The sequence below is a fragment of the Vibrio sp. C8 genome, assembly GCF_054051265.1.
The window spans coordinates 1-22226 of sequence record NZ_JBPAOE010000019.1 but is presented as its reverse complement, the minus strand read 5'-3'; the positions used below and the strand labels follow the sequence as shown (position 1 = coordinate 22226).

17 protein-coding genes are annotated in these 22226 nt (G+C 44.2%); 4 read left to right on the top strand and 13 right to left on the bottom strand.

Annotated elements, in window-relative coordinates:
• Positions 1–148 precede the first annotated feature (148 nt).
• The 3 genes from gpmM to ACRQQK_RS11015 all read left to right on the top strand — a co-directional run bounded on the left by gpmM (position 149) and on the right by ACRQQK_RS11015 (position 4803).
• Positions 149–1681, top strand: coding sequence for a 2,3-bisphosphoglycerate-independent phosphoglycerate mutase (gene gpmM, locus ACRQQK_RS11025; RefSeq protein WP_457511412.1), 1533 nt, complete (start codon positions 149–151; stop codon positions 1679–1681).
• Positions 1682–1854: 173 nt separating this feature from the next.
• A complete protein-coding gene (locus ACRQQK_RS11020) occupies positions 1855–2997 on the top strand; it encodes a murein hydrolase activator EnvC family protein (protein WP_457511411.1) in 1143 nt (380 codons plus the stop codon).
• A gap of 246 nt (positions 2998–3243) precedes the next feature.
• Positions 3244–4803 (top strand): HD domain-containing phosphohydrolase, encoded by a 1560-nt coding sequence (locus tag ACRQQK_RS11015; protein WP_457511410.1) that lies wholly within the window; start codon positions 3244–3246, stop codon positions 4801–4803.
• Positions 4804–4855: 52 nt separating this feature from the next.
• On the opposite strand, the gene ACRQQK_RS11010 is transcribed toward ACRQQK_RS11015, so the two are convergent.
• The 4 genes from ACRQQK_RS11010 to nudC form a co-directional block, all read right to left on the bottom strand.
• A complete protein-coding gene (locus ACRQQK_RS11010) occupies positions 4856–5815 on the bottom strand; it encodes a DHH family phosphoesterase (RefSeq protein ID WP_457511409.1) in 960 nt (319 codons plus the stop codon).
• A gap of 118 nt (positions 5816–5933) precedes the next feature.
• Positions 5934–6569, bottom strand: coding sequence for a TetR/AcrR family transcriptional regulator (locus tag ACRQQK_RS11005; protein ID WP_457511408.1), 636 nt, complete (start codon positions 6567–6569; stop codon positions 5934–5936).
• A gap of 99 nt (positions 6570–6668) precedes the next feature.
• On the bottom strand, positions 6669–7751 hold the full coding sequence (hemE, locus tag ACRQQK_RS11000; protein WP_457511407.1) for a uroporphyrinogen decarboxylase: 1083 nt from the start codon (positions 7749–7751) through the stop codon (positions 6669–6671).
• Between the two features lie 310 nt (positions 7752–8061).
• Entirely contained in the window at positions 8062–8880 is an 819-nt protein-coding gene (gene nudC, locus ACRQQK_RS10995; protein ID WP_457511406.1) for an NAD(+) diphosphatase, read from the bottom strand.
• 151 nt (positions 8881–9031) lie between these two features.
• Here nudC and rsd point away from each other — a divergent pair, with 151 nt between their 5' ends.
• A complete protein-coding gene (rsd, locus tag ACRQQK_RS10990) occupies positions 9032–9520 on the top strand; it encodes a sigma D regulator (protein ID WP_457511405.1) in 489 nt (162 codons plus the stop codon).
• 98 nt (positions 9521–9618) lie between these two features.
• On the opposite strand, the gene rpoC is transcribed toward rsd, so the two are convergent.
• From rpoC to ACRQQK_RS10945, 9 genes are all read right to left on the bottom strand, one after another.
• A complete protein-coding gene (gene rpoC / locus ACRQQK_RS10985) occupies positions 9619–13821 on the bottom strand; it encodes a DNA-directed RNA polymerase subunit beta' (protein ID WP_457511404.1) in 4203 nt (1400 codons plus the stop codon).
• Between the two features lie 87 nt (positions 13822–13908).
• On the bottom strand, positions 13909–17937 hold the full coding sequence (gene rpoB, locus ACRQQK_RS10980; RefSeq protein ID WP_457511403.1) for a DNA-directed RNA polymerase subunit beta: 4029 nt from the start codon (positions 17935–17937) through the stop codon (positions 13909–13911).
• 231 nt (positions 17938–18168) lie between these two features.
• A complete protein-coding gene (gene rplL / locus ACRQQK_RS10975) occupies positions 18169–18537 on the bottom strand; it encodes a 50S ribosomal protein L7/L12 (RefSeq protein WP_457511402.1) in 369 nt (122 codons plus the stop codon).
• Positions 18538–18596: 59 nt separating this feature from the next.
• Entirely contained in the window at positions 18597–19085 is a 489-nt protein-coding gene (rplJ, locus tag ACRQQK_RS10970; RefSeq protein ID WP_457511401.1) for a 50S ribosomal protein L10, read from the bottom strand.
• Between the two features lie 282 nt (positions 19086–19367).
• A complete protein-coding gene (gene rplA, locus ACRQQK_RS10965; protein ID WP_457511400.1) occupies positions 19368–20069 on the bottom strand; it encodes a 50S ribosomal protein L1 in 702 nt (233 codons plus the stop codon).
• Positions 20070–20073: 4 nt separating this feature from the next.
• Positions 20074–20502 carry a 50S ribosomal protein L11 gene (gene rplK, locus ACRQQK_RS10960; protein WP_042490185.1) on the bottom strand — a complete coding sequence of 143 codons (429 nt, stop codon included), beginning with the start codon at positions 20500–20502 and terminating at the stop codon, positions 20074–20076.
• Between the two features lie 186 nt (positions 20503–20688).
• On the bottom strand, positions 20689–21237 hold the full coding sequence (nusG, locus tag ACRQQK_RS10955) for a transcription termination/antitermination protein NusG (protein WP_042490183.1): 549 nt from the start codon (positions 21235–21237) through the stop codon (positions 20689–20691).
• Between the two features lie 12 nt (positions 21238–21249).
• Entirely contained in the window at positions 21250–21627 is a 378-nt protein-coding gene (gene secE / locus ACRQQK_RS10950; RefSeq protein ID WP_042490180.1) for a preprotein translocase subunit SecE, read from the bottom strand.
• A gap of 239 nt (positions 21628–21866) precedes the next feature.
• A partial coding sequence (locus ACRQQK_RS10945; RefSeq protein WP_457511399.1) for an EF-Tu C-terminal domain-related protein occupies positions 21867–22226 on the bottom strand: 360 nt, incomplete at its 5' end.

The following is a 22226-nucleotide window of genomic DNA, read 5'->3' as shown; positions in this document are numbered from 1 at the left end:
TTTGAGATAATTTTTTGATCAATTGGCTACATTTTATTGCAACGATAGGGAGAATCATTGATCTTGCCCTACAGTAACGGCTATAAAGTGTAGTAAAATTACGCTAATTTCAGTTTTTAGTTACTTTGAATTTGACGAGGTTATAAGTATGTCAGCTAAGAAGCCAATGGCTCTAGTGATTCTTGACGGTTGGGGTTACCGTGAAGACAGCAGCAACAATGCTATCAACAATGCTAACACTCCTGTGATGGATGCATTGATGGCAAACAACCCAAATACTCTAATTTCGGCTTCTGGTATGGATGTAGGTCTACCTGACGGTCAAATGGGTAACTCTGAAGTAGGTCACACTAACATCGGCGCTGGTCGTATTGTTTATCAAGACCTAACTCGCATCACTAAATCTATCGCTGACGGTGATTTCCAAACAAACGATGCTCTAGTAACAGCAATTGATAACGCGGTTGCTGCTGGCAAAGCTGTTCACCTAATGGGTCTTATGTCTCCAGGTGGCGTTCACTCTCACGAAGATCACATCTACGCAGCTATCGAATTAGCAGCGGCTCGTGGCGCAGAAAAGATTTACCTACACTGCTTCCTAGACGGTCGTGATACACCACCTCGTAGCGCAGAAGGTACTCTGCAACGTTTTGATGAGTTGTTCGCAAAACTAGGCAAAGGCCGTATCGCATCTTTAGTTGGTCGTTACTACGCAATGGACCGCGACAACAACTGGGAACGTGTAGAAAAAGCTTACGACCTATTAACTGCAGCTCAAGGTGAGTTCACTTTCGATTCTGCGCTAGCAGGTCTAGAAGCAGCATATGCTCGTGACGAAAACGATGAGTTCGTTAAAGCAACAGAACTTCGTGCAGAAGGCCAAGAATCTGCTGCAATGCAAGATGGTGACGCAGTTCTATTCATGAACTACCGTGCTGACCGTGCGCGTCAAATCACTCGCACTTTCGTGACTGATTTTGCTGGTTTCGAGCGTAAAGTATTCCCTGCTCTTAACTTTGTTATGCTGACTCAATATGCCGCAGATATTCCATTACCAGCCGCTTACCCACCAGCATCACTAGAAAACACATACGGTGAATGGTTATCGAAAGCAGGTAAAACTCAGCTACGTATCTCTGAAACTGAGAAATACGCGCACGTAACCTTCTTCTTCAATGGTGGCGTTGAGAACGAATTTACTGGTGAAGAGCGTCAACTTGTTGCTTCACCAAAAGTGGCAACTTACGATCTTCAACCAGAAATGAGCTCTGCTGAGCTAACGGATAAACTTGTAGCTGCTATCAAATCTGGCAAATACGATGCTATCATCTGTAACTACCCGAATGGCGACATGGTTGGTCACACTGGTGTGTACGATGCGGCAGTTAAAGCTTGTGAAGCGGTTGACGAATGTATCGGTCGTGTTGTTGAAGCAATCAAAGAAGTGGATGGTCAACTACTTATCACTGCTGACCACGGTAACGCAGAAATGATGATCAACCCTGAAACGGGTGGCGTACACACAGCTCACACTAGCCTTCCAGTACCACTAGTGTATGTGGGTAGCAAAGACATCGAGTTTATCGAAGGCGGTAAGCTGTCAGATCTAGCACCAACTATGCTTGCTCTGACTGATACTGAAATCCCAGCAGAAATGTCTGGCCAAGTTATTTACAAATAAGTAGAACTTGCGAAGTGATTGTGGAAGCCCTAACGTCAGTTAGGGCTTTTTTATCGCCAAATTTCGCTATAAGACAAATACTATGACAAAGTTTTTGCATCCGGCACTCGCCTCATTCCACTCTTTGAGTATACTGGTTACTCATTGAATCTATTGGCGAACATGCTCCCTACATGACGATCACATTACGACACAACCTAAAGCACAACCTCGTCAACATTATAGTGGCGTTGTTTTTCTGTTTTTCTATTTTGTCTGTGTCTAATGTTTTTGCAGCTTCACAGCAAGAGTTGAAAGGCGTGACGGGGGAGATATCTCGCCAGAAACAAGAGTTGACCAAACAACAGAGTCAGCTTGATCAACTACAACAATCGCTGAAACAACAAGAGATCAATATTTCGAATCTTGAAAAACAGATCAAAGACACCAAAAGAGATCTATCTTCAGCAAATCAAAACATCAGTAAACTTCACACGAAAATAAAAGAACTCGAAGCAAAACGCACACAGCAAGCTGATAAGTTAGAACAACTGCTTCAGACTTATTACATCACTAAAAACTCATCAGCAAATAGCAACTTACTCAACAACAACGTGGAAGAAGACCGCATCAGCCAATACTTCCAACATTTAGCCAAAGCACGTAGCGAGACCATTCAAGCGCTGAAACAGACCAGAGAACAGCTCGAAGAAAGCCAGAAACAGATACAGCTAGAACGAGACCAAATTGCCTCATTGTTAGAACAACAAACCCAAAAGCGTGACCAGTTAGCAAAAACCCAGTCTCAGCGTAAAGGCACGGTAAGCAAGATTCAGAAGAGCATTTCAGGCGACAAAGTGTATCTTTCAGAGCTGCAACGTAATGAAACGCGCCTAAAAGCTGAAATAGCCAAAGCTGCGAAGCGCAATGCGATCCCTATGGATGGTATCAGCCAGCAACGAGGCAAGCTCGCTTGGCCAATTAAGGGCTCCGTTTTACATAATTTTGGTGAGCGCCAAACCGGTCAGGTGGATTGGAAAGGTATCGTAATATCCGCCAATTATGGTCAAGCCGTCACTGCGGTCTACCCTGGTACAGTTGTGTTTGCGGAATATCTTCGAGGTTATGGTTTAGTTGTCCTGTTAGATCACGGTAAAGGCGATATGACCTTATATGGTTTCAATCAGTCCTTGATGAAGAAAGAGGGCGACAAGGTTACTGCAGGTGAAACTATCGCACTGGCTGGCGATACCGGTGGTCAATCACGACCTAGCCTATACTTTGAGGTTCGACGTAATAGCCGTGCTGAAAACCCTCGCACTTGGCTTACTCACTAATGTCTTATTGACTCCGATTGCTCCATAATCTAATTATCAATAGACATCTTAGATTTGATTTAGCATTACCTATAAACCAAAGTGATAAGTTAACTTTATTAATTAATCCCATTTTTATTTGTGCCATTTTTCGAATAGGCGTAAAGCCAAAGCCTTGTCAGATAAGCCTTATCTCTTGCTTACTACCATAATTTCTCTCACAAACGGGTTAAAATTAACCGTCTATTCACCAAACCCATAATCAATATGTCTATTACTGAACAAGCGAAAAAGCTCATCATAGATAGCACTGACATTTTAACGGACGATGTTATTAAGTTCGGGAACCAGTACGGCTACATTGCCTATACATCAAATACCAGTGCTGCTTGGCGAGAATCCATTGTTGGCGTATCAGCAGGCTTAATTGCTTTGTTGTCAAAAGACAAAATACAAACAATGGATCCCAACATCTGTTTAGAGCTTAATGATTGGGGTGAAGAGATCATTGGTTACTTCCGCGACAGAGCCATCGTTCATCAAAAAAGAGCGATTGAACTCTATATGTATACCGGATTACTCAAATATTATCGTCAGGTATACCTTGCGTTGGTGAAAAGCCTGAATGCTTGCGATGACGAAATTGAGTGGCTGATTGCTCTGGTCAATGGTTACTTTGATCGTGGTGAAATCGTGACGTGCTACGAGTATCAAACATTAACCTCTAACACTAGCCAAGAACTATCCGACATCAAACATAGCCACAGAGAAGTACTCAACAACAAAAACCAACTTCTCTCGATCATTGAAAGCATCGACCTGCCACTATTTGGCATTGATAACCAAGGTTATATCCGCCACGCCAACGGCTTAGGTCATAAGATATTATCACTTCAGCATCACACTGGTGATAACCAAAACTATTGGGATGTTAACCTAGACGAGATAGGTTTTAACGTTAACCAACTCATTCCTGATTTCAACGCTATCAGTGAATCGAATAAGACGAATAAGCATCTTTACAACATCGTCAATATTGATGGTACTCCTTATGAATTGTATTTTTATAAATACAAAGGCATGGTGCGCTATCGAGACGAACATGATTCCATCATAGTGATGTTGCGTGATATCTCTAATTTGGCGGCTTATGAAAACCAACTTGAATCTGAACGCCAAAAAAGAATCGCAGAAAAACAGGAAATCATTCAGGTTCTGGGCGACATTCTGGAAAATCGTTCAGATGAAACGGGGTTACATGTTCGTCGAGTTGCGTGTGTTGCAAGCAAACTAGGCATGCTTTATGGCTTAAATCATGAAGATGTAACGACGCTTTATACCGCCAGTCCACTTCACGATGTAGGTAAAATCGCCGTTCCGGATGCGATACTGAACAAACCTGGCCGACTGACCAAAGAAGAATTCGAAATCGTTAAAAAGCACTCCGAAGTCGGTAGAAACTTGCTGAGAGGAAGTGACTCCCATCTAATGCAAATGGCTTGTATCATCGCACATGAACATCACGAGAAATGGGATGGTAATGGTTATCCATGCGGTAAGGCCGGGGAAGAGATTCATATTTTTGCTCGTATTGTCGCAATTGCAGATGTATTTGACGCACTACTGAGTAAACGTCCATACAAAAATTCTTGGGCTAAAGAAGAAGTGTTGCAGGAATTTATTGACCAAAAAGGTAAGCACTTTGACCCAGAGTTGGCTCAACTGCTTATCGATAACTTTGAAGAACTTGCTCATTTGCATACTCAGGCCAACGAGTTTAGCTTGCCTCAAATTTACCAGCTACATACCATCAATTGCGCTGCCTAAGTGCTGGCTTGACCCACTCTTCAAAACAGGAAGGCCTTAACGCCTTCCTGTTTTAATTTCTGTAATAACTTTCTACTGTATGAATTAACTTTGATAGTTGCACCTCGGGTAAACGGTTTATACCACCAGCCGCTTCCCGTCCTCCACCAGTCACAAACTGCGAGCACAGTTCCCCTGCACCTTGCTTATTGTTTAATGGCGCTCGAAGAGAAACAGCAAAGCTACTATCGTCAATTTTGGTCAATACAAGGTGAGCTTGAGAAGGCGATTGATTGGCAACTAAGTTGCCATACACACCACTCACTCGATGAGAGAAAGCCTCATCTGGTAACTCAAATGCTCTTAACGTTTGACTCTCATAGAAACTAGGGACAGAGATAGCTTGTGCAACATCCGCTTCATATGCCGCTTTTAATTGATAAAAAGGCGATGATTCATCTTTTATCACCTCAAACGGGGATGGATAAGCTAGCAGTATTTGATAGAGCTTTTCAGGGTGAAAATGCAGCTGATCAGTGCTCTTTCCATAACCGTTGTAATTAATAAGAGTGCCTAGCTCTTTAAGCTGCTCAGACTCTTGCAGTGTTAGCCCCAACTCTTTACACAATCCATCAGCAACTCTATTCAAGTTATCGCCGTAAGTGGCAGTAATCGCCCATTCACGGAATCGTCCTTCTAACAACTTGTCGATAATCAAAGCAGTGCACATATCGGGTTCTAAATGAATATGAGCAGCTAATTGACTGTGAGAAGGAATAACACCAGCTTGATGATGATCCGCATAAAACACATCGGCGCCAGCTTCCAGAGCTGCAAGCAACCCTGCATGGTTTTTCTGCATAGAGATATCAAGCACAGTGAGAAAATCGCCCGCTTTGATATTCAGTTTATCGAGTAACTGAATATCTCTTTTAACACCCGTAACAAGCTGAGCTTCTTTAGGCTGATCAAGCCTGAGTTGAAGAAGGGAGATGATACCATCGGCATCACCATTAAAAACATCGTAGTGCATGGCTGATAATTCGTTAAAAGTGGGGTTAATCAATAAACTATCAGCGTTTGTTATTCAGAGACAAGATTGAAAGGTTATAACTCATCACCTTTCAACCCTATGCTTAGTGGTCACTCTTCTAAACATGAAGTGCCAGAATACCATCTTCCAGCAGTTGCAACTGTTCGTAACCTTGCGGAGTGGTACAAGGTTTAACAAGTGAGATCATTTGCAACATGCCTTTATAAATCACTCGCTCGGTAATCTCGGTTTTCAATGACATTGCTGATTGATACGCCAACCAACCTGAATAGACCATATGCAATGAAGTTACCAAGGTTTCCAAATCATCTTTTTCAACATCAAGAAGCTCCATATCAACGAAGTTTTGCATGATATTGATTAAGTTCACATGCAACTTCTCTTGAGAAGCGATGTATTCAACATGCAGTTCCTCATCACGCTGCAAAATTTCAGGCAAGTTTGAATAGAAGAAACGATATTTCCACATCAAGTTGAACATTGAATCGAGATAGTGCTTTAACAAAGTTAAGCTTTCATATTGCCCCTGTAGCGGTGTAAATCTTTCAATCAGCTCTTGCGAATAAAGAGCGAAGATCTCTCGTACAATCTCTTGTTTATTGCGGAAGTGGTAATAGAGATTACCCGGGCTAATCTCCAGATGGGCAGCAATATGGTTGGTGGTCATAGCGCGCTCACCGTTTTCATTAAACAGCTCCAAAGCTGCGTGAACGATTCTGTCTCTTGTCTTCATTGGCTCGCCAGATTGTAATTGACTCTATCGCAGTATAAATCAGTGATAGCTAAAGTAAAAAAAAAGCGCTCGATTATGAGCGCTTCGTATGTCATTCACTTATTTGTTATAAGACTGGTTATGGTAAGGCTTAGATAGCTCGTGTACCGCTTCAACAAACACTCCAGCGTTCTCTGGCGGAACGTCTAAGTGAATACCATGACCGAGGTTAAAGACATGACCAGTGCCTTCATGACCAAAGCCTTCGAGAATCGAAGACACTTCTTGGCGAATACGTTCAGGTTGAGCATATAGAATCGATGGGTCCATGTTACCTTGCAGCGCAACTTTATCACCAATGCGTGCTTTGGCATCGGCAATGTTGATTGTCCAGTCAAGGCCAACAGCATCACAGCCTGTTGCTGCAATGCTTTCCAACCACATACCACCGTTCTTAGTGAACAGAGTAACCGGAACTCGGCGACCTTCGTTTTCACGAATCAGACCATCAACAATCTTATGCATGTATTGCAGTGAGAATAGGTTGTAGTCACGAGGAGTCAGTACGCCGCCCCAAGTATCAAATACCATTACAGATTGCGCACCCGCTTTAATCTGAGCATTTAGGTACTCAATAACACTGTCTGCAAGCTTGTCCAACAATGTATGTAGCGTTGCTGGTTCTGCGTACATCATCTGCTTAATCTTAGTGAAAGCTTTTGAGCTGCCGCCTTCTACCATATAAGTCGCTAATGTCCATGGGCTACCCGAAAAACCAATCAAAGGTACTTCACCTTTAAGGTCTTTGCGGATTTGGCGCACTGCATTCATTACATACTGCAATTCACCTTCTGGATCGGGTAAACCAATTTTATCCACGTCAGCTTTACAGGTAATTGGACGGTCAAATACAGGACCTTCACCAGCTGCAAAACGTAGCCCTAGACCCATAGCATCTGGAATAGTAAGAATGTCTGAAAACAGAATCGCAGCATCTAGAGGAAAACGACGTAATGGCTGTAATGTCACTTCAGAAGCTAACTCTGCGTTTTTGCACAGCGACATAAAATCACCCGCTTGCGCGCGCGTCGCACGATACTCTGGCAAATAACGCCCTGCTTGGCGCATCATCCACACAGGAGTGCAGTCAACGGGCTGCTTCAACAAAGTACGAAGATAACGGTCGTTCTTTAATTCTGTCATTCTGGCTTCCAACTTCTAGGCTTATTTCTTTAGTTTCTTTGTTAATTAGGCGCGTATTCTACCACTTATTTCTCTGCAACAGACCATAGATTTACGGTTTGTAGAACTGAGCTTTGCAACCTAGATCATGTTATTAACTTTTAAATCAATGGTTAATTTGCGTGCAAACTGAAACAGTGTTTAAAATCTCGGTGCTAGCGAAAACTACAATAATATACGGGTACTCAGTACTCGACATCTCATAACGACATCTTACTTACCCCCTCCCTCACCGGAGGGTTTTTTTTGCCTGTTTTATCTCACCTTTTAATTATATCGACGTTGAATACTCATCTTTGATGGCATTAACCGTGTGTTCTATTAGTGCTCTGGCAATCGTACCTTTTGGTGCGACCAGCGGCATCTCACTTGGTATAAACCATTGAGCGTCACTCAACTCTGAATAATCAGGGCGAATATCACCACCAGCGAAATCAGCCAAAAATGCCATCATCATACTGGAAGGAAAAGCCCAAGGTTGGCTACCAAAGTATCGGATGTTCTTAACGCTAATACCCGTTTCTTCCAACACCTCGCGAGCCACACACTGTTCTAAGGTCTCCCCGACTTCCAAGAATCCAGCAATCACCGTATACATACCCGTTTGATGACGAGGATGCTGTGCCAGAAGAATCTGATTCTCTTTTCGCACCGCAACAATGATGCATGGGAAAATGCGAGGATAATGAAGAGTTCGGCAGTCCTGACATTGCATTGCCAGATCACGATGGTTGAGATGGGTGCGTCCACCACACTGTGGGCAAAAGCGTAGCGTTTGGCTCATGTGTCCATACTGAACGGCTCGGCTTGCGGCGAGAAATAATGCTTCATCGACAACCAATAATTCGCGCAAAGAGGTCATCTCAAAGTCTTTATCAAGATCGGCGTGATTCAGCCAATAAACCGGATGTCCTTTGTATTGTTCAACTTCGATTGCAGTTTCGGTCGGCAGTTCAAGATCCTTTGCCGTTCCGAATGGCACGGCTCCGTCAATGGTCCAAAGTTCACTTCCTGAAACAACACACCAATAAGCTGATTTGAGGTCACTATTTTTTAACATACAAACTCCTGTTGCTTGCAGTTCGTTCATTTTACTGGCAATCTAATTTCATACCAGAGTTTGTCTCTATTTGTTTACCACACATAAACTCTCGTGAAAACAACAGGCTGTATCCTACTCATACAGCGAAATGTGCAAAGGACAGTCTATCCTACGATAGCTCTATCTTGAGGGCCTGGCCATGCTAAAAAAATTCAAACAAACACAAGAGCAATGGGGCGGAGCCAGTGACGTTATCGATCATTGGTTAGAAAAGAGACAGCATGTAGTTGTTGAATATTGCAAAATTGCTGCACTTCAACCTTGTGCTTCTAAAGTCTCGGTTTCGGAACTCCCTTCACCTCAAGAACTTCAGTATTTCTGTCAGGAAATCGTCGACTATATTTCTGAAGGCCATTTTAAGGTCTACGACATGGTGATGAATAAATGGCAATCAACTGGTTTTAAAGCCACTGACGAGATCAATCGAGCTTATTCAGAGATCGTCTTAACCACCGATCCTCTACTGAACTTTACCGATAAGTATGCTGCTGTAAGTGAAGAAGATGAGTTGGAAACTTTCGATGAAGATTTATCTAAAGTTGGGCAAATTTTAGAATCCCGATTTGAGTTGGAAGATCATCTGATCCAGCTCATCATTGATAGCCTGTCGATTCCACCAGGCGCATAAGTTAACTTAGATTCAGTAGCTAACCGCTTTATTTGATTACAAATCTTTTCCAATAAAAAAGGCACCTTTCGGTGCCTTTTTTCATATCGATAGTGCGATTACTCTTCTGAAGAGAAGCCTGCATTCAATAGTGCAGCTAGGTTATCCGTAGCTTGCTCTGCTGAAGGGCCTTCTTTCTGAGCTTCACGCTTAGATTGACGCTCTTGGTGGTACGCAAAACCAGTACCAGCAGGAATCAAACGACCAACGATAACGTTCTCTTTCAGACCACGTAGGTCATCACGCTTACCAGATACCGCAGCTTCAGTCAGTACGCGCGTCGTTTCTTGGAACGATGCCGCAGAGATGAACGATTCTGTTGCTAGAGACGCCTTCGTGATACCTAGAAGTTCACGTTCAAAACGTGCAGGCTCTTTGCCTTCTGCTTCTAGAGCACGGTTCGCAATCTTAACTTGTGAGTATTCAACTTGCTCACCAGGTAGGAACTCAGAGTCACCTGCGAAAGTAATTGTACACTTACGTAGCATCTGACGAACGATGGTTTCGATGTGCTTATCGTTAATCTTAACACCTTGCAGACGGTAAACTTCCTGAACTTCGTTAGCAATGTAAGAAGTCACAGCGTGAATACCACGTAGACGTAGGATGTCATGTGGAGACTCTGGACCATCTGCGATCACGTCACCACGTTCGATACGCTCACCTTCAAACACGTTCAACTGACGATGCTTAGGAATCATCTCTTCGTAAACTTCACCGCTGTCGCGAGTGATGACTAGACGACGTTTACCCTTAGTTTCTTTACCGAACGACACAGTACCTGTGTACTCAGCAAGGATTGCAGGCTCTTTCGGCTTACGAGCTTCAAATAGGTCTGCTACGCGAGGTAGACCACCCGTGATGTCTCGGTTACCGCCAGATTTCTGAGGAATACGAGCAAGAGTATCACCCACATTCACTTCAGCGCCATCTTCGATGTTCACGATCGCTTTACCAGGTAAGAAGTATTGAGCTGGCATATCAGTACCAGGAATCATTACATCGTTACCTTTCTCATCCACAAGTTTGATAGCTGGACGCATATCTTTACCTGCTGCTGGACGAGCCGCTGCATCCGTTACTTCGCTTGAAGACAGACCTGTTAGATCATCAGTTTGACGAGAAACAGTTACGCCATCGATCATGTCTACGAACTGGATGCGACCTGCCACTTCAGTGATGATTGGCAATGTGTGCGCTTCCCAGTTAGCAACAACTTCACCAGCTTCAACTGCGTCGTTATCTGCTTTGCTTAGCAATGAACCGTAAGGAAGTTTGTGCTTCTCTTTGGTACGACCAAATTCGTCAATGATAGTTAGCTCAGATGCACGAGAAGTGATCACTAGCTTCTTATCTTTGTTAATTACGAATTTAGCATTGTGTAGCTTAACAGAACCTGTGTTCTTCGCTTGAATGCTGTTCTCTGCTGCTGCCGTAGATGCCGCACCACCGATGTGGAACGTACGCATCGTTAACTGTGTACCCGGTTCACCGATAGACTGAGCAGCGATAACACCTACTGCTTCACCTTGGTTCACTAGGTGACCACGAGCTAGATCACGACCGTAACATAGTGCACAACAACCGAAGTCTGCGTCACAGGTTACTACTGAACGTACTTTAATACGGTCAACAGAGTTGTCGTTTAGAATCTGACACCATTTCTCATCAAGAAGCGTGTTACGAGGAACAAGCACTTCTTCTGTACCTGGTTTCAGAATATCTTCAGCAACCACACGACCTAGTGCTAGTTCAGTTAGCGGAACTTTAACGTCACCACCCTCGATGTGAGGCATCATGTCTACACCCTCGTGGGTGCCACAGTCGTGCTCATAAACTACTACGTCTTGAGCAACGTCTACTAGACGACGTGTTAGGTAACCAGAGTTCGCTGTCTTCAATGCTGTATCCGCAAGACCCTTACGAGCACCGTGCGTTGAGATAAAGTACTGAAGTACGTTTAGACCTTCTTTAAAGTTCGCAGTGATTGGCGTCTCGATGATTGAACCATCTGGACGAGCCATAAGACCACGCATACCAGCTAACTGACGAATCTGAGCTGCAGAACCACGAGCACCTGAGTCAGCCATCATATAGATGCTGTTGAATGACTCTTGCTTCTCTTCTTCACCGTCACGGTTAATAACCACTTCAGATGAAAGGTTCTCCATCATCGCTTTTGCTACGCGATCGTTGGTCGATGCCCAAATATCGATCACTTTGTTGTAGCGTTCGCCCGCAGTTACAAGACCAGATTGGAACTGTTCTTGAATTTCGCGTACTTCTTCTTCCGCTTCTGCGATTTCAGTGTATTTCGCTGGCGGTACAACCATATCGTCGATACCAACAGATACACCTGAAAGTGCCGCGTAAGCAAAACCAGCGTACATGATTTGGTCAGCGAAGATTACAGTATCTTTCAGACCTAGCTTACGGTATGCCTCGTTAAGTAGGTTAGAAATTTGTTTCTTACCTAGCTTTTGGTTAACGATGCTGTAAGGAAGACCTGACGGTACGATTTGCCACAACATTGCACGACCGACAGTAGTGTCTACCATCTTAGTTTCTGTTGTGCTGTTACCATCTTCGTCAACAACGGTTTCTGTAATACGTACTTTAACGCGTGCGTGTAGCTCAGCGCTCTTAGTGCGGTATGCCTTTTCAGCCTCTTCTGGGCCAGCAAGGTACATGCCTTCACCTTTCGCGTTGATCTTCTCACGAGTCATGTAGTACAGACCCAATACAACGTCCTGAGAAGGTACGATGATCGGATCACCTGATGCTGGTGACAGAATGTTGTTTGTCGACATCATCAGAGTTCGAGCTTCTAGCTGTGCTTCTAAAGTTAGAGGCACGTGTACCGCCATTTGGTCACCATCGAAGTCCGCGTTATACGCCGCACACACTAGTGGGTGTAGCTGAATCGCTTTACCTTCGATAAGTACAGGTTCAAATGCCTGAATACCTAGACGGTGAAGTGTTGGTGCACGGTTAAGTAGCACTGGGTGTTCACGGATGACTTCATCCAAGATATCCCATACAACAGCTTCTTCACGCTCTACCATTTTCTTAGCCGCTTTGATTGTAGTCGCAAGACCACGAGTCTCTAGCTTGCTGTAGATAAATGGTTTGAATAGCTCTAGTGCCATCTTCTTAGGAAGACCACACTGGTGCAGACGAAGGTATGGACCTACTGTGATTACAGAACGGCCAGAGTAGTCTACACGTTTACCTAGAAGGTTCTGACGGAAACGACCTTGTTTACCCTTGATCATATCAGCAAGAGATTTCAGAGGACGCTTGTTCGAACCTGTGATCGCGCGACCGCGACGACCGTTGTCTAGAAGCGCATCAACAGACTCTTGTAGCATACGTTTTTCGTTGCGTACGATGATGTCCGGAGCAGCTAGCTCAAGAAGACGTTTCAAACGGTTGTTACGGTTAATAACACGACGGTATAGATCGTTCAGATCAGAAGTCGCAAAGCGACCGCCATCTAGTGGTACTAGAGGACGTAGATCTGGCGGAAGCACTGGAAGTACAGTCAGAATCATCCACTCAGGTTTGTTACCTGAACTTACGAATGCTTCAACTAGCTTCAAACGCTTCGTTACTTTCTTACGCTTAGTTTCTGAGTTAGTCGTATCTAGCTCTTCACGCATCTGTTCGATTTCTGCATGAAGGTCCATTGAGCTTAATAGATCTTTGATCGCTTCAGCACCCATCTTAGCGGAGAATTCATCACCCCACTCTTCTAGGCGGTCTAGGTACTCTTCCTCAGTCAGCATTTGACCTTTTTCAAGATCAGTCATGCCTGGTTCTGTTACTACGTACATTTCGAAGTAAAGAACGCGCTCGATATCGCGTAGCGGCATATCCATTAATAGACCGATACGAGATGGTAGAGATTTTAGGAACCAGATGTGAGCAACTGGAGATGCAAGCTCGATGTGGCCCATACGGTCACGACGAACTTTAGTTTGTGTAACTTCAACGCCACACTTCTCACAGATAACACCACGGTGTTTTAGACGCTTATATTTACCACAAAGACATTCGTAGTCTTTTACTGGGCCAAAAATACGCGCACAAAACAGACCATCACGTTCAGGTTTGAACGTACGATAGTTAATCGTCTCAGGTTTTTTAACTTCACCAAAAGACCATGAACGAATCATGTCTGGTGAAGACAGACCGATTTTGATTGCATCAAATTCTTCGGTCTTATGCTGTGCTTTTAGAAAGTTTAATAAGTCTTTCACAATCAGCTCCTGTAAGGAGTTAAAAGCAGCCAGCCAAACGCCAGCTGCTTTCTACCAGATAATCACATTTCTCTGACGAGAAACGAATTACTCTTCGTCTTCTAGCTCAATGTTGATACCTAGCGAGCGAATCTCTTTCAACAATACGTTGAACGATTCAGGCATGCCAGGTTCCATGCTGTGGTTGCCATCTACGATGTTCTTATACATCTTAGTACGGCCGTTAACGTCATCCGACTTAACTGTTAGCATTTCTTGTAGCGTGTAAGCAGCACCATAAGCTTCAAGTGCCCATACTTCCATCTCACCGAAACGCTGACCACCGAACTGAGCTTTACCACCAAGTGGTTGCTGAGTAACAAGGCTGTAAGAACCCGTAGAACGAGCATGCATCTTGTCATCAACTAGGTGGTTCAGTTTCAGCATGTACATGTAACCAACAGTTACAGGACGCTCAAACGCATCACCTGTACGACCATCGAACAGTGTCAACTGACCAGACGTTGGAAGGTCTGCTAGTGACAATAGTTCTTTGATTGAAGCTTCGTTCGCGCCATCAAATACTGGTGTCGCAATCGGTAGACCGTTGCGTAAGTTACCAGCCAGTACGCGTACTTCTTCATCGCTCATAGAAGCAATGTCGACGCTCTGACGAGTTTCACCAAGATCGTAAACCTTCTGTAGGAATTCGCGCAGCTTCGCAAGCTCTTGCTGTTCCTTAATCATTTGGTTGATCTTGTCACCAATACCTTTAGCCGCCAGACCTAAGTGAACTTCTAGGATCTGACCGATGTTCATACGCGAAGGTACACCCAGTGGGTTAAGTACGATATCTACTGGCTGACCAGTTTCATCGTAAGGCATGTCTTCAACAGGGTTAATCTTAGAGATTACACCCTTGTTACCGTGACGACCCGCCATCTTATCACCCGGTTGGATACGACGTTTCACCGCTAGGTAAACTTTAACGATCTTCAATACGCCTGGTGCTAGATCATCGCCTTGAGTGATCTTGCGACGCTTAGCTTCAAATTTCTTATCGAAGTCAGCTTTCAGTTCGTCGTACTGCTCTGCTAGCTGTTCTAGCTGAGTTTGTAGATCGTCGTCTTCTAGCGTTTGTTCTAGCAACTGCTTACGGTCGATAGATTCAACTTTTGCTTGGCTGTAGCCTGCAGTAAGTAGCAGTGAACGAACACGTGCAAATAGACCGCCTTCAAGAATTTGGAACTCTTCTGTCAGGTCTTTCTTCGCTTCTTTCAGCTGCATTTGTTCGATTTCAAGTGCACGCTTGTCTTTCTCTACGCCATCGCGAGTGAAGACTTGTACATCGATAACCGTACCTGCAACAGAGTTAGGCACACGTAGTGAAGTATCTTTAACGTCAGAAGCTTTTTCACCGAAGATAGCACGTAGTAGCTTCTCTTCTGGAGTTAGCTGAGTTTCACCTTTAGGTGTTACTTTACCAACTAGGATGTCACCACCCTTAACTTCTGCACCAATGTAAACGATACCTGACTCATCCAATTTAGATAGAGCAGCTTCACCTACGTTTGGAATATCAGCAGTGATCTCTTCAGCACCAAGCTTAGTATCACGAGCCACACAAGAAAGTTCTTGAATGTGGATAGTGGTAAAGCGGTCTTCTTGAACAACACGCTCAGAAACTAAGATCGAGTCTTCGAAGTTGTAACCATTCCAAGGCATAAATGCGATACGCATGTTTTGGCCAAGAGCCAATTCGCCTAGGTCAGTTGAAGGACCATCTGCAACTACGTCACCACGAGCAACAAGTTCACCTGGCATCACACAAGGACGCTGGTTGATACATGTGTTTTGGTTTGAACGTGTGTACTTAGTTAGATTGTAGATATCGATACCCGCTTCACCTGGTACCAACTCTTCTTCATTAACCTTAACAACGATACGAGATGCGTCCACAGACTGAACAACACCACCACGTTTAGCAACAGCAGTTACACCTGAGTCAACAGCTACGTTACGTTCAATACCAGTACCAACTAGAGGCTTGTCTGCTCTTAGAGTTGGAACTGCCTGACGTTGCATGTTCGCACCCATCAATGCACGGTTCGCGTCATCGTGTTCTAGGAACGGGATAAGCGAAGCTGCGATAGATACTACTTGGTTTGTAGCAACGTCCATGTAGTCGACGTGTTCACGAGGGTGAAGACCAGATTCACCTTTTTGACGAGCAGTGATCAGTTCGTCAGCAAAAGTGCTTTCTTCTGTCAGCTTCGCGTTCGCCTGAGCGATAACGAATTGACCTTCCTCGATAGCTGATAGGTAATCAACTTCATCAGTAACAACACCATCTACTACACGACGGTACGGAGTTTCTAGGAAACCGTACTCGTTACAACGTGCAAACGCAGATAGAGAGTTGATCAAACCGATGTTTGGACCTTCAGGCGTTTCGATAGGACATAGACGACCGTAGTGAGTTACGTGTACGTCACGTACTTCGAAGCCAGCACGTTCACGAGTCAGACCACCAGGACCCAATGCAGAAATACGACGTTTGTGCGTAACTTCTGAAAGCGGGTTGTTTTGGTCCATAAATTGTGAAAGCTGTGAAGAACCAAAGAATTCTTTTACAGCAGCAGAAATCGGTTTCGCGTTGATCAGATCTTGTGGCATCACGTTGTCTAGATCGCCTAGGCTTAGACGCTCTTTAACTGCGCGTTCAACACGTACAAGACCAACACGGAATTGGTTTTCTGCCATTTCGCCTACGCTACGGATACGACGGTTGCCAAGGTGGTCGATATCGTCCACTTCGCCAATACCGTTACGGATCGCGATAAGCTTCTTCATCACTTCGATGATATCAGTTTCATCAAGAGTGCCCTGCTCACCAGCGTCTTCACGACCGATTGAGCTGTTGAACTTCATACGACCTACCGTTGATAGATCGTAACGTTCTTCAGAGAAGAATAGGCTATTAAATAGCGTTTCAGCCGCTTCTTTCGTTGGCGGCTCGCCAGGGCGCATCATGCGGTAAATTTCAACAAGCGCAGAAATACGGTCAGTTGTACTGTCCACACGAACGGTGTCAGACATGAATGGGCCGTGGTCTAGATCGTTCGTAAATAGAACTTCTAGTTTTTTGTATCCCGCTTGAGATAAGTTCGCTAGTGCTTCTAGGCTAATTTCTTGGTTAGCCGCGATGATAACTTCGCCAGTCGCTTCATTGATGTAATCTTTAGAAGATACTTTACCAACTGTGTATTCAACTGGTACTTCAATGAATTCAACGCCATCTTTTTCAAGTTGACGGATGTGACGAGCAGTAACGCGACGACCTTTCTCTACATAGACCTTGCCATCAGCTTCGATGTCAAACGTAGCCGTTTCACCACGAAGACGTTCAGGCACCAACTCCATCATTAGAGTTTGGTCTTTTACTTCGAAGTTCACTTTTTCGAAGAAGATATCAAGGATCTCTTCAGTCGTCTTACCTAGTGCACGAAGAATGATCGATGCAGGTAGTTTACGACGACGGTCAATACGTACGTATAGGTTATCCTTTGGATCGAATTCGAAATCCAACCATGAACCACGGTAAGGAATGATACGTGCGTTGTATAGAACTTTACCTGAAGAGTGGGTCTTACCCTTATCGCTGTCGAAGAATACGCCTGGGCTTCTGTGCAGCTGGGATACGATAACCCTCTCAGTACCATTAATTACAAAGGTACCATTATCTGTCATGAGTGGAATTTCACCCATGTAGACTTCTTGTTCTTTAATATCTTTGACAGTACCTGCTGGCGCGTCTTTATCAAAAATCACAAGGCGTAATTTTACGCGCAGTGGTTTTGAATAAGTTACACCACGGATTTGACATTCTTTAACGTCAAAAACTGGCTCACCAAGACGGTAGCTAACGTATTGCAGCTCTGAATTGCCGTTGTAGCTCTGAATTGGAAATACAGAACGAAAAGCAGCTTCAAGACCGTATTGTCCCTCAGGATCCTGTTCGATAAATTTATCGAACGAATCGAGCTGGATCGATAGCAGGTATGGAATGTCCAGTACTTGTGGACGAGTACCAAAGTCCTTACGGATGCGCTTTTTCTCGGTATAAGAGTAAACCATGGGGTTCCTCAGCTCGCTGATAAGTGACCCAAACTGTCCACCTTGAAGGTTTAGGACAGTGACTAAATCGCTGTTTACTGTAGTGACGGTTTGTCAGTTCGACTTCCGCTTTTTGCATGAATATGGGACGCTTAAACAGCGGGAAAATTCGCCCATACCCTACAGCGCAAAAAGGCCGGTGGTTATTAAACCACCAGCCATTAGCCTTACGGCTAAGAAATTAAGTAATTATTACTTAACTTCAACAGTTGCACCAGCTTCTTCAAGCTCTTTCTTCAGTGCTTCTGCTTCTTCTTTAGAAACAGCTTCTTTCAGAGGAGCTGGAGCGCCGTCAACTAGAGCTTTAGCTTCTTTAAGACCTAGGCCAGTTGCGCCACGTACTGCTTTGATTACTTGTACTTTGTTTGCACCAGCAGCAGTTAGGATTACGTCAAATTCAGTTTGCTCAGCAGCAGCTTCGCCTGCAGCAGCGCCGCCAGCTACAACAGCAGCAGCAGCAGAAACACCGAATTTTTCTTCCATTGCAGTGATTAGTTCAACAACTTGCATTACAGACATTTCTGCAACTGCGTCTAGGATTTGCTCGTTAGTAATAGACATAACAATTCTCTTTTAAGTCAACAATAAGTTTATTTTGCAACCAGTAAAAAGCAAGGCAATTAAGCCGCTTCTTTTTGATCACGGATAGCAGCGATAGTACGAACCAATTTACCAGCAGAAGCTTCTTTCATGCACATCATTAGGCGTGCGATTGCTTCGTCGTAAGTTGGTAGTGTCGCTAGTACTTCAACGTCAGTGATTACACCTTCGAATGCAGCAGCTTTGATCTCGAATTCTTTGTTCTCTTTTGCAAAGTCTTTAAAAAGACGTGCAGCAGCACCAGGGTGCTCGTTAGAGAAACCGATCAAAGTTGGACCTACGAATACGTCTTGTAGACATTCGTAAGCTGTGCCTTCTACAGCGCGACGTGCAAGTGTGTTACGAACAACTTTTAGGTAAACACCAGCTTCACGAGCTTGTTTACGTAGAGTCGTCATAGCAGCAACTTGTACACCACGAGAGTCAGCTACAACTGCAGAAAGTGCACCACTGGCCGCTTCGTTGACTTCAGCAACAATTACTTGTTTGTCTTGAAGGTTTAAAGCCATCTTGGATTACTCCTGGTTGATATTACACCACTCACTATTGTCACAACAGTGAGAGATTATTAGGTGCAGTTCCAGAAGAAAGGTAACCCATTCTTTAAAATAAAAAATGAAATCTTTCTGTCAGGTTCGGGCACCATCTACGTAGGTTGTATTAAGTTATCAAGTGATAACGCCTACGGTCTTGGACGGAGACTGAATACTGATTCAGAGAATCGGACTTCAGCCCCAACCACAAATATTAGGCGCAAAATTATACACAAATTTTACGCCTAAGCAAATGCATTATGCTTGAGTGTTCAGAGTATTCTGATCAACAGCAACACCAGCACCCATAGTAGTAGAGATGCTTACCTTCTTCAGGAAAACGCCTTTCGCTGAAGATGGTTTTGCTTTCTTAAGCGCAACTAGTAGAGCTTCTAAGTTCTCTTGTAGTTGGTTAGCTTCGAAAGACACCTTACCAATAGTAGTGTGGATAATACCGTTCTTGTCGTTACGGTAACGAACCTGACCAGCTTTAGCATTCTTAACTGCTTCAGCAACGTTAGGAGTTACAGTGCCAACTTTCGGGTTAGGCATTAGACCACGTGGACCAAGAATGGTACCAAGTTGACCTACAACGCGCATTGCATCTGGAGATGCGATAACTACGTCGAAGTCCATAACACCTTTCTTAACTTGGTCAGCTAGGTCGTCCATACCCACTAGGTCAGCACCTGCAGCTTTAGCAGCTTCAGCGTTTGCACCTTGAGTGAATACAGCAACACGGATATCACGACCAGTACCGTGTGGTAGTACAGTTGCACCACGTACGTTTTGGTCAGATTTACGAGCGTCGATACCTAGGTTAACAGCAACGTCAACAGATTCTACGAATTTTGCAGTTGCTAGTTCTTTAAGAAGAGCTACTGCTTCGTTGATTTCGTACTCTTTAGTTACATCCACTTTCTCGCGGATTGTACGCATACGCTTAGTTAGTTTTGCCATTATATTAACCCTCTACCACTAGGCCCATTGAACGAGCAGTACCCGCAATAGAGCGTTTCATCGCTTCGATGTCAGCACCAGTCATATCAGCAGCTTTAGTTTCTGCGATTTCTTGGATTTGAGCGTCAGTGATAGTACCCACTTTTTCAGTGTTTGGACGACCAGAACCAGACTTGATACCAGCTGCTTTCTTAAGAAGAACTGCTGCAGGTGGAGTCTTAGTTTCGAATGTGAAAGAACGGTCGCTGTATACAGTGATAACAACTGGAGTAGGTAGACCTTTCTCAATAGATTCCGTACGTGCGTTGAACGCTTTACAGAATTCCATGATGTTTACACCACGTTGACCTAGAGCAGGACCAACTGGTGGACTTGGGTTAGCCATACCCGCTGCAACTTGCAGCTTGATATAAGCTTCAACTTTCTTAGCCATGATATTTCCTAAATTTTGGGTTCAAACGCTAATTAACAATCAGCTCCCCGAAGTAACAAAACCAATTAAAGGTTTAGAAAACCTGATTCTCAAGTGATAACACTCAAAAAATGGTATTAGCACCTGTAAAAAGGCGCGAAATTATAGCTAGCATTCGCGCCCGAAACAAGCATAAAAGGTGTTTTTTTAGTCAACCTTTTCAACTTGTCCAAATTCAAGCTCAACAGGTGTCGCACGACCAAAGATCGATACAGACACTTTCAGGCGGCTCTTTTCGTAATCCACTTCTTCAACCGTACCGTTAAAGTCAGCAAATGGACCTTCGTTAACACGAACCACTTCACCCGCTTCGAACATAGTCTTAGGACGTGGAGCTTCGCTCGCTTTCTCAAGACGGTTCAGAATCGCGTCTGCTTCTTTATCAGTAATTGGCGCTGGACGATCAGATGTGCCACCAATGAAGCCCATTACACGAGGGACGCTACGTACTAGGTGCCAAGATTCATCATTCATGATCATTTGCACAAGCACGTAACCAGGGAAGAATTTACGTTCACTCTTACGGCGTTGACCCGCGCGCATCTCAACAACTTCTTCAGTTGGGACAAGCACTTCACCGAATAGATCTTCCATGCTGTGCATCTTGATATGTTCACGTAGAGATTGTGCTACGCGACCTTCAAAGCCAGAGAAGGCTTGAACTACATACCAGCGTTTTTTTGGAGCTTCACTCATGTATTAAACCCTCTATACCCCAGTAGCAAAGGCCACTAGACGAACCATAATTCCGTCAATGCCCCAAAGTACTAGAGCCATTACAATACTTACCGCTAACACAATTAGTGTCGTTTGCATCGTTTCTTGGCGTGTAGGCCAAACAACTTTACGAACTTCCATTCGTGATTCACGTGCAAAACTAATTGCGGCTTTGCCTTTTGATGTTGTTGCAGCAACGCCTAGCGCAGCAGCAATTAACACAATTACACCTGCAGCGCGAATCACTACAGACAATTCACCATACAGGTAATTACCCACAACAGCGGCAGCTAGCAGAACAAAAGTGACAATCCACTTAAATGTATCTGCTGCGTTTGAGCTATCAGGAGCTTCAGCATTTGCTTTCATAAACCAACCTGTCACACAAGTCTTACTATAGACGACAACAACCCCGCTGCTGCAGGGCAAATCCATAACATCAAGATAAAATACCTCGATGCACTCTCTTTTTTATTTGTTAAAGAGCTAAATTCTTTAACAAATAGTCCTGATTTCACACTCACTTGTTTAAAAAACTAGCTAATGCTTAATACAGCGCATAAAAAGGGCATCAAATGATGCCCTTTTTACTAGTGTCACGTCAAATCTTATTCAAAGATTTTAGCTACAACACCAGCACCAACTGTACGGCCACCTTCGCGGATCGCGAAACGTAGACCTTCATCCATTGCGATTGGAGCAATTAGCTCAACGATCATTTGGATGTTGTCGCCTGGCATTACCATTTCTACGCCTTCTGGTAGAGAGATATCACCAGTTACGTCAGTTGTACGGAAGTAGAACTGTGGACGGTAGCCTTTGAAGAACGGAGTATGACGGCCGCCTTCATCTTTAGACAGTACGTATACTTCTGACTCGAATTTAGTGTGAGGAGTGATTGAACCTGGTTTAGCAAGTACTTGACCACGTTCAACTTCGTCACGCTTAGTACCACGTAGAAGTGCACC

What these genes read in the sequence shown, in the direction of transcription:
- ACRQQK_RS11015 (WP_457511410.1), top strand. Translation starts at nt 3,244, where the DNA reads ATGTCTATTACTGAACAAGCGAAAAAGCTCATCATAGATAGCACTGAC.
- rsd (WP_457511405.1), top strand. Translation starts at nt 9,032, where the DNA reads ATGCTAAAAAAATTCAAACAAACACAAGAGCAATGGGGCGGAGCCAGT.
- ACRQQK_RS11020 (WP_457511411.1), top strand. Translation starts at nt 1,855, where the DNA reads ATGACGATCACATTACGACACAACCTAAAGCACAACCTCGTCAACATT.
- nudC (WP_457511406.1), bottom strand. Translation starts at nt 8,880, where the DNA reads ATGAACGAACTGCAAGCAACAGGAGTTTGTATGTTAAAAAATAGTGAC.
- rplA (WP_457511400.1), bottom strand. Translation starts at nt 20,069, where the DNA reads ATGGCAAAACTAACTAAGCGTATGCGTACAATCCGCGAGAAAGTGGAT.
- rplJ (WP_457511401.1), bottom strand. Translation starts at nt 19,085, where the DNA reads ATGGCTTTAAACCTTCAAGACAAACAAGTAATTGTTGCTGAAGTCAAC.
- hemE (WP_457511407.1), bottom strand. Translation starts at nt 7,751, where the DNA reads ATGACAGAATTAAAGAACGACCGTTATCTTCGTACTTTGTTGAAGCAG.
- secE (WP_042490180.1), bottom strand. Translation starts at nt 21,627, where the DNA reads ATGAAAGCAAATGCTGAAGCTCCTGATAGCTCAAACGCAGCAGATACA.
- rpoB (WP_457511403.1), bottom strand. Translation starts at nt 17,937, where the DNA reads ATGGTTTACTCTTATACCGAGAAAAAGCGCATCCGTAAGGACTTTGGT.
- rplL (WP_457511402.1), bottom strand. Translation starts at nt 18,537, where the DNA reads ATGTCTATTACTAACGAGCAAATCCTAGACGCAGTTGCAGAAATGTCT.
- nusG (WP_042490183.1), bottom strand. Translation starts at nt 21,237, where the DNA reads ATGAGTGAAGCTCCAAAAAAACGCTGGTATGTAGTTCAAGCCTTCTCT.
- rplK (WP_042490185.1), bottom strand. Translation starts at nt 20,502, where the DNA reads ATGGCTAAGAAAGTTGAAGCTTATATCAAGCTGCAAGTTGCAGCGGGT.
- ACRQQK_RS11005 (WP_457511408.1), bottom strand. Translation starts at nt 6,569, where the DNA reads ATGAAGACAAGAGACAGAATCGTTCACGCAGCTTTGGAGCTGTTTAAT.
- ACRQQK_RS11010 (WP_457511409.1), bottom strand. Translation starts at nt 5,815, where the DNA reads ATGCACTACGATGTTTTTAATGGTGATGCCGATGGTATCATCTCCCTT.
- gpmM (WP_457511412.1), top strand. Translation starts at nt 149, where the DNA reads ATGTCAGCTAAGAAGCCAATGGCTCTAGTGATTCTTGACGGTTGGGGT.